The organism is Phyllobacterium sp. OV277, from assembly GCF_900104355.1.
Taxonomy (GTDB): Bacteria; Pseudomonadota; Alphaproteobacteria; order Rhizobiales; family Rhizobiaceae; genus Phyllobacterium.
Map to the genome: position 1 here is coordinate 172,654 of NZ_FNIY01000001.1, position 13,915 is coordinate 186,568.

The following is a 13,915-nucleotide window of genomic DNA, read 5'->3' on the forward strand; positions in this document are numbered from 1 at the left end:
TTTGCTTCTCTTTCAATAAGAGACTGACTTCGATACGAATAAGCCATGATGACAGTTCGACAGATCATTTCACGTCAATCGTTCACTGCCATGGCGCGCAGCGCAGGTGCTGCACTGGTCGCGGGAGCTATCAGCCTCGTACAGACTGACATTGCTGCCGCACAATCCAATGTGCCCATTGTCCGCGATGCGGAAATCGAAGCGCTTGTAACTGACTATGCCACCCCGATCATCAATGCAGCGGGTCTTGGCAAGCACGCTATTCGCATCGTTCTGGTCAACAACAACAGTTTCAATGCATTTGTCGATGGCCGCCGCATCTTCATCAATACGGGTGCTCTTCTTCAGGCGGAAACGCCCAATGAAATCATCGGCGTTCTGGCCCATGAAACCGGGCATCTGGCCGGTGGCCACCAGTTCCAGTTGCGTGAGCAGTTGGCACGCGCCAAGACCATGGCCGTTGTCGCAGGGCTGCTTGGCCTTGGTGCCGCCGTTGCGGGTGCTGCAACCAAGCAGGGTAGTGTAGCGCAGGCGGGTGCCGGTGTTGCCATGGGTGGTACGGAAGTCGCCATGCGCAGCCTCCTCAGCTATCAACGCACGGAAGAAATGGCGGCAGACCGGTCCGCGATCACTTACCTCGCCAACACGGGGCAATCAGCCAAGGGCATGCTGGTAACGTTTGAACGCTTCTCGAACGCCCTGTCATTGACGGGCACGCGCACAGACCCCTATCGCATCAGCCATCCTCTGCCGCGCGAGCGCATCGCCAATCTGGAAACACTCGCCCGCGCCAGCCCCTATTTCGACAAGGCTGATAGTCCTGCCCTGCAACAGCGTCACGACCTGATGCGCGGCAAGATCGCGGCCTATACCGGTGGCGGTGCCAGCGTGCTGCAAAGCTTCCGCAAAGACCCCAACAACATAGGTGCGCGCTACGGCAACGCCATTGCAACCTATCTCAACGGGTCGTCGCAGGAAGCGCTCGGGAAAATCGACGCGCTGATCCGCGAACAACCCAAAAACCCATATTTTCACGAAATGCGCGGCGAAATTCTGCTCAAACAGAGCAAGGTGACGGAAGCGGCAGAGGCCTATAAAAAGGCCGGAGCCCTCGATCCACGCAAATCAAGCCTTATCCGGATGAGCTATGGCCGGGCGCTTATGCTCAGCGGCAAGCCTGCCAATCTGAAAGCGTCGATCAAGGAAATTCAGGCCGGTATCGACCGTGACCGCGAATTCCCCGATGGATACGGTTATCTTGCCCAAGCCTATGGCCAGCTTGGCGACGGTCCGCGTTCGGACCTCGCTTCAGCAGAACAAAAATACTACTCCGGCAAGATTCAGGAAGCGCAAATTTTTGCCATACGGGCCCAGAGAGCCCTTCCCAACGGATCACCAGACTGGGTTCGCGCCCAGGATATCATCAATTCCAAGCGCAAATCAGAAGACTGAAGCTGCTTTGCCGACATCGATACAAACAAGGACATGACAATATGAAAAAAGTCGCTCTGGTAGGTGCATCCGCAGGCCTCGCCGCCCTCGTTGCGCTCGGTTTCAGCCAACAGGCTGTTCTGGCCCAGACCAGCACCGCTGCCACGTCGCAGCCTGCCATGTCTTCAAACGTCAATCGCGCTGAAATCGAAGCGATCATCAAGGATTACCTGATCAAGAATCCGGAAGTGCTGCTCGAAGCACAGGCGGCTCTCACTGCCAAGCAGGAAGCGACGCAGCAGCAGGCGCAGGGACAGATCATCAGCCAGAACAGCGACAAGCTTTTCAATTCGCCCGCCGATGCCGTCTTCGGTAATCCCAAGGGCGACGTCACGGTGGTTGAGTTCTTCGATTACAATTGCGGCTATTGCAAACGCGCCCTGCCCGACATGGATGCGCTGCTGAAGAGCGACACGAAACTGCGCTTCGTGATGAAGGAGTTCCCGATCCTCGGCGCCGATTCCACCCGCGCGCACATCGTGGCGAAAGCCTTCAAGGCGCTGATGCCTGAAAAATATCTGGAATTCCACCGCGACCTGCTTGGCCGTGATGGCCGCGCGACGGAGGATTCCGCCATGCAGATCGCCATCAAGCTTGGCGGCAACGAAAAGCAGATCCGCGAAAAGATGAAGTCACCTGAAATCGCTCAGGCATTTCAGCAGAACTATGACCTAGCCAACAGCCTGAATATCAACGGCACGCCGTCCTATATCATCGGTAACGAAGTGGTTCCCGGCGCTCTTGGTGTGGATGCTCTGGCTGAAAAAATCAGCCATATTCGCAACAAATAGCGCTGTTCATATGCCAATGATTGCAAAAACCCGTTGTGGACAAGCAATCAAGTGACTTTGCAGGCTTTTCGCTTGCCGATAAGCCGTTTATATGGGACCCGTCATCGGGTCCCGAAACCCGTCAATATGTCCGGTATGGTATGAAACAGCTGATCTTTGTCCTCAATGGCCCGAACCTGAACATGCTGGGAAAGCGTGAGCCGGGAATCTATGGCGCTTCCACATTGAGCGATATTGAGGCTCTCTGCCGCACTGAGGGTGAAAAACTCGGCGTTGAGATCGAGTTTCGCCAATCCAATCAAGAGGGTGATCTGGTCACCTGGATTCAGGAGGCAGGCGAGAAAAAAGCCGCTGTCCTGATCAATCCAGCCGCCTATACACATACATCAATCGCATTGCATGATGCCATCCGCGCGGCCGCGGTCACGCTGGTGGAAGTTCATCTGTCCAATATTCACGCGCGCGAGTCATTTCGCCATCACTCCTACGTTTCCCCTTTGGCCAAAGGGGTGATATGTGGCTTTGGGGTGGACGGCTATGTGATGGGCCTGCGCGCACTCGTCAAAGCAGCGGCACCGCAATAACAAGGGCTGCCGAACAGAAATAAGGGGCTTGAAAAAGCATGGCTAGCAGAAACACCGGGATCGACAAGGTCATGATCCGCGATCTCGCAGAAATTCTGAACGAGACGGATCTCACCGATATCGAGATCGAACAGGGCGACCTGCGTATCCGCGTATCGCGCCAGATCACAATGCAGGCAGCACCGCAGGCAGTCTATGCACAGGCTCCAGCCGCCGCTGCACCGGTTGCCGCCGCAGCACCCATTGAGGCAGCCAAGCCCGCTGGCGATCCATCGAAGAACGCTGTTCCTTCGCCCATGGTCGGTACAGCCTACCTCTCCCCTGCACCGGGTGCCCGCGCCTTCATCGAGGTTGGCACCAAGGTCAAGGAAGGCCAGACACTGATGATCATCGAAGCGATGAAGACGATGAACCAGATTCCATCGCCTCGCGCCGGTACCGTTACGGCCATTCTCATCGAAGATAGCCAGCCGGTTGAATATGGCGAATTGCTAGTTGTGATCGAATAAATCGAGAGCGTGATGTTTCAGAAAATTCTCATAGCCAACCGCGGCGAAATTGCCCTGCGCGTTCTGCGCGCCTGCAAGGAGCTGGGCATTCAGACTGTCGCGGTTCATTCGACCGCCGACGCCGACGCCATGCATGTACGTCTTGCGGATGAAAGCGTCTGCATTGGACCGCCCCCTTCGCGCGATAGCTATCTGAACATTCACCAGATCGTTGCCGCCTGCGAAATCACCGGTGCCGATGCCATCCACCCCGGCTACGGCTTCCTGTCGGAGAACGCCAAGTTCGCGGAAATCCTTGAAGCGCACAACATCACCTTCATTGGCCCCACCGCCGCGCATATCCGCATCATGGGTGACAAGATCGAAGCCAAGCGCACCGCAAAGCGTCTGGGCATTCCGGTTGTTCCCGGCTCCGATGGCGGCGTCACCGACGATAAGGAAGCCGCGCGCATTGCTGCCGAAATCGGCTATCCGGTTATCATCAAGGCTTCAGCTGGCGGTGGCGGACGCGGCATGAAGGTTGCGCTCAGCGAAGACGAACTGTCCGTCGCTCTATCGACCGCCCGCACGGAAGCTGGCGCTGCCTTTGGCGACGATGCTGTTTACATCGAAAAATACCTGCAGAAGCCACGCCATATCGAAGTTCAGGTCATGGGCGACGGCATGGGCAAGGCTGTGCATCTGGGCGAACGCGACTGCTCGCTGCAGCGCCGCCACCAGAAGGTATGGGAAGAAGCCAACTCACCCGCCCTCAATGCGGACGCGCGTGAGCGCATCGGCATGATCTGCGCCAATGCCATGGCCGATATGGGCTATCGCGGTGCGGGCACCATCGAGTTCCTCTACGAGAATGGCGAGTTCTATTTCATCGAGATGAACACCCGTCTTCAGGTGGAGCATCCGGTCACCGAAGCCATTACCGGCATCGATCTCGTACACGAACAGATTCGCGTTGCCTCGGGCGGCGGTCTTTCCGTGACGCAGGATGATATCCGCTTCCATGGTCATGCCATTGAATGCCGTATCAATGCGGAAGATCCCCGGACTTTCGCACCCTCACCCGGCAAGATCACTCATTATCACACGCCCGGCGGGCTCGGCATTCGTGTCGATTCCGGCGTCTATACCGGCTACAAGATTCCGCCTTACTATGACAGCCTCATCGGCAAGCTGATCGTGCATGGCCGCAATCGCGTGGAATGCCTGATGCGTCTGCGCCGTGCGCTGGATGAATTCGTGGTGGATGGCATCAAGACCACGCTGCCACTGTTTCAGGACCTGATCAACAATCCTGATATCGCCAACGGTGACTACGATATCCATTGGCTGGAAAAATATCTGGCTGGCGATACGAAAACTGCCGAAGATGAGGCATGACGGGTAAAGACCCGGCAGAAAGCTTCCAAATAGACCCCGAGTTGTTGCTGCGCGCCTATGCAACCGGGGTCTTTCCCATGGCCGAAGAGGCCGACGATCCGGAAATTTTCTGGGTCCGTCCGGAAAAGCGCGGCATTATTCCCTTTGAAAATTTTCACGTCTCGCACAGTCTGCGCAAGACCATTCGTCAGGGCCGTTTCGATATCCGTTTCGATACGGACTTTGAGGGCGTTATTGACGGTTGTGCCAGCGGCAGCGGTGAACGCGCCCGTACATGGATCAACCAGCCGATCCGGGAAGCCTATGGCAAGCTGTTCGAGTTTGGTCACTGCCACACGGTTGAAGCATGGCAGGAGAACAGGCTCGTCGGCGGCCTTTATGGCATTTCGCTAGGATCAGCATTTTTCGGCGAAAGCATGTTTTCGCGTGAGCGTGATGCGTCGAAAGTCTGCCTCGTTCATCTCGTTAGTCATTTGATTGAAAAGGGTTTTACCCTGCTCGATACCCAGTTCACCACCACCCATCTGGAAAGTTTTGGCGCCATTGAAGTGCCCCGGCGTCAGTATCAAAAAATGCTCGACAATGCGCTGGCAGAGTCAGCAGAGTTTTGATCCGTCATAGTCTTCGTAAGAATATGAAGTATTGTCCTTTTCGTTGAAGCTGCCACAGAGCAGAGCGACGAAAGATATTTTTACGAGCAGTGTCGGGTTGGTGGTTTTCCAAACGTCCTTGAGCTGGAAGCCCCAACACAGGAGAGGAAAACTATTATGAAAATCAATGCTTATCTGAATTTTGACGGACAATGCGAAGAAGCATTCAAGTTCTACGAAAAGGTTCTGAACGGCCAGATTCAATATATCGCCCGTTTCGGCGATATGCCCGAAGGTGCAGGGATGCCCGGAGCGGAAAATCAGGTCATGCATGTGCACATGACCGTCGGGAACGCCGAGTTGATGGGCTCCGATGCACCGCCGCCCTATTTTGAAAAAGCGCAGGGTATGCACGTTGCGCTGCATCCAGACAGTGCCGAAGAAGCTGAGCGCATCTTTGCCGGTCTCAGCGACGGCGCCCGCGTGACAGCACCCATTGGCGAGACATCATGGGCCATACGGTTCGGCATGCTGGTGGATCGCTACGGCACACCCTGGATCATCAACTTCGCCAAGCCGATGTAAGTTTACGCAAACAGGCTGATCCCGGTGCGGGTGTGCCGGGGTCACGGTTTTATCCGCTGTATATATAGTTCCAAGTTTCACCCCCCTCTGCCCTGTCGGGCATCTCCCCCCCAAGGGGGGAGATCACATTGACATGAACGCTTTCCCAAAACAGGAAGCGTTGCAGATTGTGCAAAGGCAGTAATACAGCTGATCTCCCCCCTTGTGGGGGAGATGTCCGACAGGACAGAGGGGGTATAAAGCCATGCAACGATGAAAGCAGGAACTCAGCTCTTGGCTGGAGCCGGAACATCCGAAGACTGTTTGCAGCCTTTTAGCCAGACATCATACACAGGATGCTCAACGGCGTTGAGACCGGGGCTATCGGCAAACATCCAGCCGGAGAAAATCTTGCGGATCTTGCGATCAAGCGTGATTTCATCCACTTCAACAAACGTATCCGTCTTCGGCGTTTCCGTATCCGGACGCGTGTAGCAAACACGCGGGGTCAGTTGCAGCGCGCCGAACTGAACCGTTTCATCGATGTAAACATCAAACGATGTGATTCGACCGGTGATCTTGTCGAGCCCGGAGAAAACGGCGATGGGATTGGAAATCTTGTCGTCGGCGGCAAAGGCCGGAACACACAGGCTTGCGGCAAGCACACCCGTCGCCAAAAGGCGTAATTTGCTGCGGAACGGAAAGGACAAGTGGGAACGGATCATTTCAATTCCGGCTGTGTTCAGGCTGACGGGACGGTCTCATACCAACCCGTCGATAATCACCAATTGTGGCAGAAGAAAATCCGCTCAGGATCCCGGTGTCCACGCATCATAGTCACCCGTAACTGTCGGGCGGTTGTCACCATGGGCAATGGAGCCTTTTGGACGATAGGCGGCAGCAGAACCGGTCAGATTGGGCTGATGTGCCTTTTCCCATGCATGCGGCTTGTAGTCTTCACGCGATGGCGCTGTTTCGGCGCGATGATGAATCCAGCCGTGCCAGCCAGCGGGAATGGCAGACGCTTCCGCATAACCCTTGTAGATCACCCAGCGGCGCGTACGGCCTTCGGAGTCCTGCGTGCCTTCATAATAGACATTGCCGAACTCGTCCTCACCGACTTTCGTACCCTTGCGCCATGTAAAGACGCGCGTACCGATCGTCTGACTGTTCCACCAGGTGAAAAACTGTAAAAGGAAGGTCTTCATAGCAATCCTGCTTCGAACTCTCTCGTTCAACTCTTCGGGTTATGGCCGTATCGTCAGGCGATAGCAAGGGTCAAGTTGCCGCTGGCCCTGCTTCAACAACCATTTTGAAACCGGCATGGCTCTTCTTGAAGCCAAGCCCTTCATAGAAGCGATGCGCGTCAACGCGCTTTGCATTTGACATCAGCTGGATCAGCCCCACGCCATGTTCCTTGCCCAGCGCAATACAATGGTTGATCAGCTTGCCACCCACGCCCTGCCCGCGCATATCGCTGCGGGTCTGCACTGCACCAATGGTCATGTTGGTCGTGCCAATGCTCGTCAAGGTTGTGGTGAATGTCACCTGCGCTGTGGCAACCACTTCACCATCCAGAACACCTACAATCAGCTGATCGCAGTTGCTGGCCTCGATCTGGTCGAAGGCACGTTCATAGCGCGGGAAAGCTTCAGGGTCGGTCGTGTCGCCATGGCCACCCAGCAAATCTTCAGCAAAGATCGCAATCAAAGCGGATAAATCCGCACGCTCGGCGCGGCGAAAAACCAATGTCACGGTGCAAGCTCATATCCAGACAGGGATTTTTCCATGACCAGCACGGAAATACCGGAATTGGCCTCGCCCCAATTGTCTGTCCGTGCGCCGGTCAAATCGAATCCACGGCTTTCATAAAAGCGCCGAGCCTTTTGATTTGATTCGATAACTTCAAGCTGCAACATGAACACGCCGGGGAAAGCGCTTTCCGTTTCCGCCAGAAGCAACGACCCAACGCCGTTGCTCTGCTTTTCCGGATGCACATAGAGCTGGTTGAGCAGCGCCAGCTTGTGATCCTTTTGCGAGGCATAGGCCATGCCAAAAAGATCAGCCCCGTCATCGGCAAGAATGAACTCCGAATAGGGTTTCGCCAGCTGCTTTTTCAATGCATCCAGCGAGTGGTAGCGATTGGTAACCGCATTGACCTTTTCGACGCCATAAACATCGTCGTAAGTCGCATGCCAGGTCTCTACGAGCAAATCACGGACTGCTGCCAGATCGTCCTTCGTCGCGCTTCGAATCCACATATTTTAATCGACAATCCCGAGTTTTGCCTTGACCAGATCGCTGACAGCCTGCGGATTTGCCTTGCCACCAGTAGACTTCATCACCTGCCCGACAAACCAGCCAGCCATGGTTGGTTTTGCCTTTGCCTGCTCGACCTTATCAGGATTCGCGGCAATGACATCATCCACGGCTTTTTCAATGGCGCCGGTGTCAGTCACCTGCTTCATGCCGCGCTCTTCAACCAGTTTGCGCGGATCGCCGCCTTCGTTCCAGACAAGCTCGAACAGGTCTTTGGCGATCTTGCCTGAAATGGTGCCTTCCTTGATCAGGTCGATAATGCCGCCGAGCTGATCCGCCGATACGGGAGATTCTTCAATCCCCTTGCCCGCCTTGTTCAGCGCGCCGAGCAGATCGTTGATCACCCAGTTTGCCGCAAGCTTGCCATCGCGCCCTGCAGCCACCGTTTCAAAATAATCGGCAATCGCCTTTTCCGTCACAAGAATAGACGCGTCATAGACCGAAAGGCCAAGCATTGACACAAGGCGCGCCTTCTTGTCATCGGGCAGTTCAGGCAAATCGGCGCGCAGCTCATCCACATAGGACTGCTCGAATTCCAGCGGCAGCAGGTCTGGATCGGGGAAATAGCGATAGTCATGCGCTTCTTCCTTGGTGCGCATGGAGCGTGTTTCGCCCTTTACGGGGTCAAACAGCCGTGTTTCCTGATCGATTGATCCACCATCTTCCAGAATGGCAATCTGGCGGCGCGCTTCGTAGTCAATGGCCTGACCAGCAAAGCGGATGGAGTTGACGTTTTTGATCTCGCAGCGCGTGCCGAATTCGCCGCCCGGCTTGCGCACGGAGACGTTGACGTCAGCGCGCATCGAGCCTTCATCCATGTTGCCATCGCAGGTGCCGAGATAACGCACGATGGTGCGCATCTTGGTCAGGTAAGCCTTGGCTTCATCGGCCGAACGCATATCCGGCTTGGAGACGATTTCCATCAGCGCCACGCCTGAGCGATTGAGGTCCACATAGGACATGGTCGGATTCTGGTCGTGCAGCGACTTGCCGGCATCCTGTTCCAGATGCAGGCGCTCAATACCGATCTCTACATCTTCGAACTGGCCCTTATTGTCAGGACCAACGGAAATCAGCATGGTGCCTTCGCCAACAATCGGCTGCTTGAACTGGGAAATCTGATAGCCCTGCGGCAAGTCAGGATAAAAATAGTTCTTCCGGTCAAACACGGATTTCAGGTTGATCTGTGCCTTCAGACCAAGACCGGTCCGAATCGCCTGACGCACGCACCATTCGTTGATGACAGGCAGCATGCCCGGCATGGCCGCATCAACAAGCGAGACGTTCTCATTGGGCTCAGCACCAAAGGTCGTCGAAGCACCGGAGAAGAGTTTCGAATTGGACGTGATCTGCGCATGGACTTCCATGCCGATGACGATTTCCCAGTCGCCTGTGGCACCGGAAACAAAACGCTTGGGTTCGGGTGTGCGGGTATCAACGAGAGTCATGCTGGACTGCAATTCCTGGCTAAATTTATCTGTCTATTGGCTAATCGAAACAGCCCCGTGAGGCAAGTGTTTCTGGACCTGCAAGCATCACGTTTGAGGAAATGCGCTGCTTCGACCTGTTTTTCCGGGCCTATGGTGATACCGTTGATTCCCGGGAGCGGTGATCGGGAGAGGATCGCCTGACATATGTTCGGAGGACATCCATGCAAAATATCTACGGTTTCGCCATCCCTGAAACCCTTGCTGAAACCGTAAGCCCCGAAACAACGGCGCTTGTTGTCTACGATATGCAGGTGGGAATATTGCACCAGATGAAGGATGGCGCTGCCATACTGGACAAGGTGCTGCAAACGCTCGAAATTGCCCGCTCCGCCGGCATCCGCATCTTCTTCATGCGCCATATGTCCCTGCCGAAGAAAATGGCCGGTGTGTTTCAACACAAGCAAATGATGGCCTGGCAGCGCAAAGTGTCAGCCGAAGAGGTCGAACCATGGTTCCTGCGTGACAGCCCCGGCTTTGCGCTTGCCCCGGAATTGGCGGTGCGCGAGGATGAGGCCATTCTCGACAAGATCACCTTCTCAGCCTTTGAAGGCACACCGCTCGCCATTGCCCTGCGCGATTGCGGCCTCAAAAGCTTCATCATCTGCGGTATCGCCACGGAAATCGGCATCGACCCGACGGTGCGCCATGGCGCTGATCTCGGCTTTATTCCGGTTATTCTCACAGATGCCTGTGGCGGCGGTCATGCGGAGGCGGCAGATCGGTCGATGGCCAACATGGCCTATATGGGCGACTCCATCCTGTGCACCGTCGATGAACTGGCAGCCGCGCTTAATCCACGTTAGTTCGTCGCCCGCCCTGACTGGAAAAACGATGCAACCGCAAAGCGCGTTCGCATCGGACGCAAACAGGCCAATCAAAGGCGGTGCGAACTTAACGGTCCCAATGCCGGGCTGTTAGCTTGATGCAGGAAAGCACTATCGCAACGGAGGCACTGAAATGGCACACCGCAGGTGGCTCGTTCCAGCACTGGCAATTCTGGGCCTCTTAACATTGCCCGAAGCAGCAAGTGCCGCCTGTTCCAGCATTGACACCGGCAAATGCACGATCGAACTGAAGACGGGCATTCGTATGGCCTATGTTGAGACCGGTCCTTCGGATGGAAAAGCCGTCATCCTGCTGCACGGGCTGACCGACACAGCGCGCTCCTGGTCTGCCACTATGGCAAGCCTTCACAAGCTTGATCCCTCCCTGCGCATTCTTGCGGTTGATCAACGCGGCCACGGCTCATCCTCAATGCCAGCAGGCGCGGAATGCCCCAAAGACCCGAAATCCTGCTTTGCACCTAAACTCTTCGCCGACGATCTCTCGGCTTTCATGGAAAGCCTGAAGATTCCAAAAGCAACGATAGCGGGTCATTCCATGGGATCAATCGTATCACAGGAAATGGCGCTTGATTATCCTGACAAGGTTGAGCGTGTGATCCTCGTTGCCACCAGCAACAAGACCAAAGACAATTCCGTTGTCCGGGATTATGTGCTCAACGAACCGGTGCTTGGCAGTTGGAAAAAAGCACTCGATGCCAAGGGGATTACCAGCTCCGAAGCGATCTGGAATGCAACGCCGCGCGATGCGGACCCCAAGGCGGAGGAATGGATTGCCAAAAACTGGGATGTTGATCCAGTGGCGGACCCATCACTGGTCAAGGCAATTGTCCCGGAAACGTCCAACGTGAAAATGGGAACGTGGATTGGGGCGACGAGCGCGCTGCTTGACTTTGACAACACCGCCCGCCTTGCCAACCTCAAGACACCTGTTCTTGTTCTATGGGGATCGCAGGACAGTATTTTTTATCACGAACCCGACCAGATCGGCATCATCGACGCATTACGCAAGGCAGCATCCGCAAACGGTATCGTGGCAGTCTGGAAGCAATATGGTGTCGACCCCCTGCCAGCATCCGGTGCGCAGGAAACCGATATCGGCCATAATGTGCAATGGGATGCACCCGATCAGGTCGCCACCGATATTCTGAGCTTCATCAAAACGGGCAAACCAACACCGGACCTCACGCGTGCCGTCATCACTTCGGCAGGCACGACAATCAAGACCGAACCCGGCAAAGCGACCATCATAACTTTGCCTTAAGCTGCCAGCATCTCCCGCAGTACCATGCGCTTGAAACCGTCGACCAGTGCAGCGCCTTCCGTAGGGTCGACGGAAATTGCGAGATGCATCGTCGCTTGGCCCAAATGCATGATCAGGAAGCTTGAGTTTTCCAGAAAAGCCCTGTCCGCAGCCGGATTGACGCGGGCGCGCGCGTCGGCCAGCACAGCACCGTTCAGGCGGCTATCAAGCAGATCTATATCGCGCAGCGCCTTATCCGCCTGTGTGCCCGACCAGATGTCGCGCATGACGGGTTCGGCAAGAAACAGCGCATAATAAATATCAATCAACTCCGCAAAAGACGCCTGTAAGCCGTTCATATCATGAACATTTTTCAGCGTATCAGCAATGCATTCGCGCCCTAGTGCATTGTACCGATCGGCAAGGGTGCGGATGATTGATCCCTTGTCCGGAAAATACTGATAGAGCGACCCGATCGATATCCCCGCTTTCTCAGCCACGTCGCTCATGCGCATGGCGTCGCTGCCATTGTCCGCGATCAGCGTCGAGGCGCAGGACAGGATGCGCTCCACCCGCTCCTTGCTGCGGCGCTGGGTCGGTTCCTTGCGCATGGCGGCTTCCTTGTCGCCACTCTCAGGCACGATAGGTGCAATCTCATTCATTGGCAGAGTCTCCAACTCTCATAAATTCCACTTGACTCGCAGAATATGAGGATTTATCACTTATTGCAAATGTGAGGATTCCTCATATTAATTGAAGGGAGATGAAAATGACCAACAGCAGCACTTCTTCGACAAAACCAATCCTGATTATCGGTGGAACCGGAAAAACTGGCCGCCGCGTTGCCGAACGCCTGACGGCACAGGGCGTGTCTGTCCGCATCGGTTCACGCAGCGGCACCCCGTCCTTTGACTGGGAAGACCGCAACACCTGGCTTCCGGCGCTTGATGGCGTGAGAGCCGCCTACATCACCTATTACCCCGATATTGCCATTCCCGGCGCGACGGAAACAGTTGAAGCACTCACCCGTCTTGCTGTTGAAAATGGCGTCAAGCGGCTGGTGCTGCTGTCAGGTCGCGGCGAACATGAAGCCCAGCGTGCCGAAAAGGCTTTTCAGGCATCAGGCGCCGACTGGACTATCGTTAGAGCCAGCTGGTTTGCCCAAAATTTCAGCGAGAACGTCATGCTGGCCTCCATTCTTGCCGGTGAACTGGCCCTGCCGGTTGGCGATGTGCGCGAGCCCTTCATCGATACGAATGACATTGCCGATGTTGTCGTGGCTGCGCTCACCGATGACAGGCATATCGGCCAACTCTATGAAGTCACCGGCCCGCGTCTCTTGACTTTTGCCGACGCGGTGGCCGAAATCGCCAGCGCCACCAAACGCGATATTCGCTATGTGACGATAACGCCGGAACAGTTCTCGCAAGGGTTAGCGCAGGAACAGCTTCCGCCTGAAATCGTCGGGCTGTTGAACGACCTCTTCACGCAGGTGCTCGATGGCCGCAATGAATATCTGTCCGACGGTGTGCAGCGAGCATTGGGCCGCGCCCCGCGCGACTTCTCAGACTACGTTCAGGAAACAGCAGCAACCGGCGTCTGGTCGGTATAGTGGAGGGACAGTAACATGTGGCTACCTATTCTCACCCTTTTGGCCGCCTTGGGAAGCGGCCTGATGGCGGGTTTGTTCTTCGCCTTTTCAAGCTTCATCATGACGGCATTCGCCAAGCTTCCGCCCGAACAGGGCATCGCCGCCATGAATTCGATCAATGTGACGATCCTCAACTTCTCGTTCACGCTGGCTTTCTTCGGCACAGCAGCGATCTGTGTGGTGCTTGGTGTTGTCAGCGTTCTACGCTGGAGCGACGCCGGGTCTCTGGCCCTACTGGCTGGCAGCGTGCTCTTTCTCGTCGGCACGATCATCGTTACAATGGTTTTCAATGTACCGCTCAATGACGCATTGGCGGCGGTTGCTCCCGCAAGCACCGAGGGCGCAAGCGTCTGGGCAAATTATCTGAAGGATTGGCTTCCCTGGAATCATGTGCGGACGGTTGCAAACTTCGCCGCCCTCGCCGCCTTCATCTTCGCCTTCGCCCAGCAATCGCAGGCATAAAA

Annotated in this window: 17 protein-coding genes; 11 read left to right on the plus strand and 6 right to left on the minus strand. The window is 55.7% G+C overall.

Annotation, left to right across the window (positions count from 1 at the left end; all coding sequences use genetic code 11):
• Positions 1 to 45 precede the first annotated feature (45 nt).
• From BLU05_RS00930 to BLU05_RS00960, 7 genes are all read left to right on the plus strand, one after another.
• Positions 46 to 1,452: a M48 family metalloprotease gene (locus BLU05_RS00930; protein WP_091877100.1), complete on the plus strand. Its 1,407-nt coding sequence runs from the start codon at positions 46 to 48 to the stop codon at positions 1,450 to 1,452.
• A 41-nt stretch (positions 1,453 to 1,493) separates the two neighbouring features.
• Positions 1,494 to 2,282 carry a DsbA family protein gene (locus BLU05_RS00935; protein WP_091877102.1) on the plus strand — a complete coding sequence of 263 codons (789 nt, stop codon included), beginning with the start codon at positions 1,494 to 1,496 and terminating at the stop codon, positions 2,280 to 2,282.
• A gap of 140 nt (positions 2,283 to 2,422) precedes the next feature.
• Positions 2,423 to 2,866, plus strand: coding sequence for a type II 3-dehydroquinate dehydratase (aroQ, locus tag BLU05_RS00940; protein ID WP_091878367.1), 444 nt, complete (start codon positions 2,423 to 2,425; stop codon positions 2,864 to 2,866).
• 38 nt (positions 2,867 to 2,904) lie between these two features.
• On the plus strand, positions 2,905 to 3,375 hold the full coding sequence (gene accB / locus BLU05_RS00945; protein ID WP_091877104.1) for an acetyl-CoA carboxylase biotin carboxyl carrier protein: 471 nt from the start codon (positions 2,905 to 2,907) through the stop codon (positions 3,373 to 3,375).
• Positions 3,376 to 3,387: 12 nt separating this feature from the next.
• Entirely contained in the window at positions 3,388 to 4,752 is a 1,365-nt protein-coding gene (gene accC / locus BLU05_RS00950; RefSeq protein ID WP_091877106.1) for an acetyl-CoA carboxylase biotin carboxylase subunit, read from the plus strand.
• Positions 4,753 to 4,793: 41 nt separating this feature from the next.
• Positions 4,794 to 5,363 carry a leucyl/phenylalanyl-tRNA--protein transferase gene (gene aat, locus BLU05_RS00955; protein WP_280139027.1) on the plus strand — a complete coding sequence of 190 codons (570 nt, stop codon included), beginning with the start codon at positions 4,794 to 4,796 and terminating at the stop codon, positions 5,361 to 5,363.
• Positions 5,364 to 5,519: 156 nt separating this feature from the next.
• On the plus strand, positions 5,520 to 5,927 hold the full coding sequence (locus tag BLU05_RS00960; RefSeq protein WP_091877110.1) for a VOC family protein: 408 nt from the start codon (positions 5,520 to 5,522) through the stop codon (positions 5,925 to 5,927).
• Between the two features lie 266 nt (positions 5,928 to 6,193).
• Here BLU05_RS00960 and BLU05_RS00970 read toward each other — a convergent pair whose 3' ends face one another.
• The 5 genes from BLU05_RS00970 to gatB form a co-directional block, all read right to left on the minus strand.
• On the minus strand, positions 6,194 to 6,631 hold the full coding sequence (locus BLU05_RS00970; protein ID WP_244518093.1) for a DUF2155 domain-containing protein: 438 nt from the start codon (positions 6,629 to 6,631) through the stop codon (positions 6,194 to 6,196).
• An 84-nt stretch (positions 6,632 to 6,715) separates the two neighbouring features.
• A complete protein-coding gene (locus BLU05_RS00975; protein ID WP_091877114.1) occupies positions 6,716 to 7,114 on the minus strand; it encodes an NADH:ubiquinone oxidoreductase subunit NDUFA12 in 399 nt (132 codons plus the stop codon).
• A gap of 70 nt (positions 7,115 to 7,184) precedes the next feature.
• Entirely contained in the window at positions 7,185 to 7,661 is a 477-nt protein-coding gene (locus BLU05_RS00980) for a GNAT family N-acetyltransferase (protein WP_091877116.1), read from the minus strand.
• On the minus strand, positions 7,658 to 8,167 hold the full coding sequence (locus BLU05_RS00985) for a GNAT family N-acetyltransferase (protein ID WP_091877118.1): 510 nt from the start codon (positions 8,165 to 8,167) through the stop codon (positions 7,658 to 7,660). The genes BLU05_RS00980 and BLU05_RS00985 overlap by 4 nt, the downstream gene beginning before the upstream one ends.
• Before the next feature lie 3 nt (positions 8,168 to 8,170).
• Positions 8,171 to 9,673: an Asp-tRNA(Asn)/Glu-tRNA(Gln) amidotransferase subunit GatB gene (gatB, locus tag BLU05_RS00990; RefSeq protein ID WP_091877120.1), complete on the minus strand. Its 1,503-nt coding sequence runs from the start codon at positions 9,671 to 9,673 to the stop codon at positions 8,171 to 8,173.
• 203 nt (positions 9,674 to 9,876) lie between these two features.
• On the opposite strand from gatB, the gene BLU05_RS00995 reads away from it, so the two are divergent.
• Together BLU05_RS00995 and BLU05_RS01000 are read left to right on the plus strand one after the other, a co-directional pair.
• Complete coding sequence (locus BLU05_RS00995; protein ID WP_091877122.1) at positions 9,877 to 10,518, plus strand: cysteine hydrolase family protein; 642 nt, start codon at positions 9,877 to 9,879, stop codon at positions 10,516 to 10,518.
• A gap of 154 nt (positions 10,519 to 10,672) precedes the next feature.
• The gene (locus BLU05_RS01000) at positions 10,673 to 11,821 is read left to right on the plus strand and encodes an alpha/beta fold hydrolase (RefSeq protein ID WP_091877124.1); all 1,149 of its coding nucleotides are present in this window, start codon (positions 10,673 to 10,675) and stop codon (positions 11,819 to 11,821) included.
• Here BLU05_RS01000 and BLU05_RS01005 read toward each other — a convergent pair.
• Positions 11,818 to 12,462 (minus strand): TetR/AcrR family transcriptional regulator, encoded by a 645-nt coding sequence (locus BLU05_RS01005; RefSeq protein WP_091877126.1) that lies wholly within the window; start codon positions 12,460 to 12,462, stop codon positions 11,818 to 11,820. The two genes, BLU05_RS01000 and BLU05_RS01005, sit on opposite strands and share 4 nt — an antisense overlap.
• 107 nt (positions 12,463 to 12,569) lie before the next feature.
• Here BLU05_RS01005 and BLU05_RS01010 point away from each other — a divergent pair, with 107 nt between their 5' ends.
• The gene (locus tag BLU05_RS01010; RefSeq protein ID WP_091878370.1) at positions 12,570 to 13,412 is read left to right on the plus strand and encodes an NAD(P)H-binding protein; all 843 of its coding nucleotides are present in this window, start codon (positions 12,570 to 12,572) and stop codon (positions 13,410 to 13,412) included.
• 15 nt (positions 13,413 to 13,427) lie between these two features.
• A complete protein-coding gene (locus BLU05_RS01015) occupies positions 13,428 to 13,913 on the plus strand; it encodes an anthrone oxygenase family protein (RefSeq protein ID WP_091877129.1) in 486 nt (161 codons plus the stop codon).
• The last annotated feature ends 2 nt before the right edge of the window (positions 13,914 to 13,915 follow it).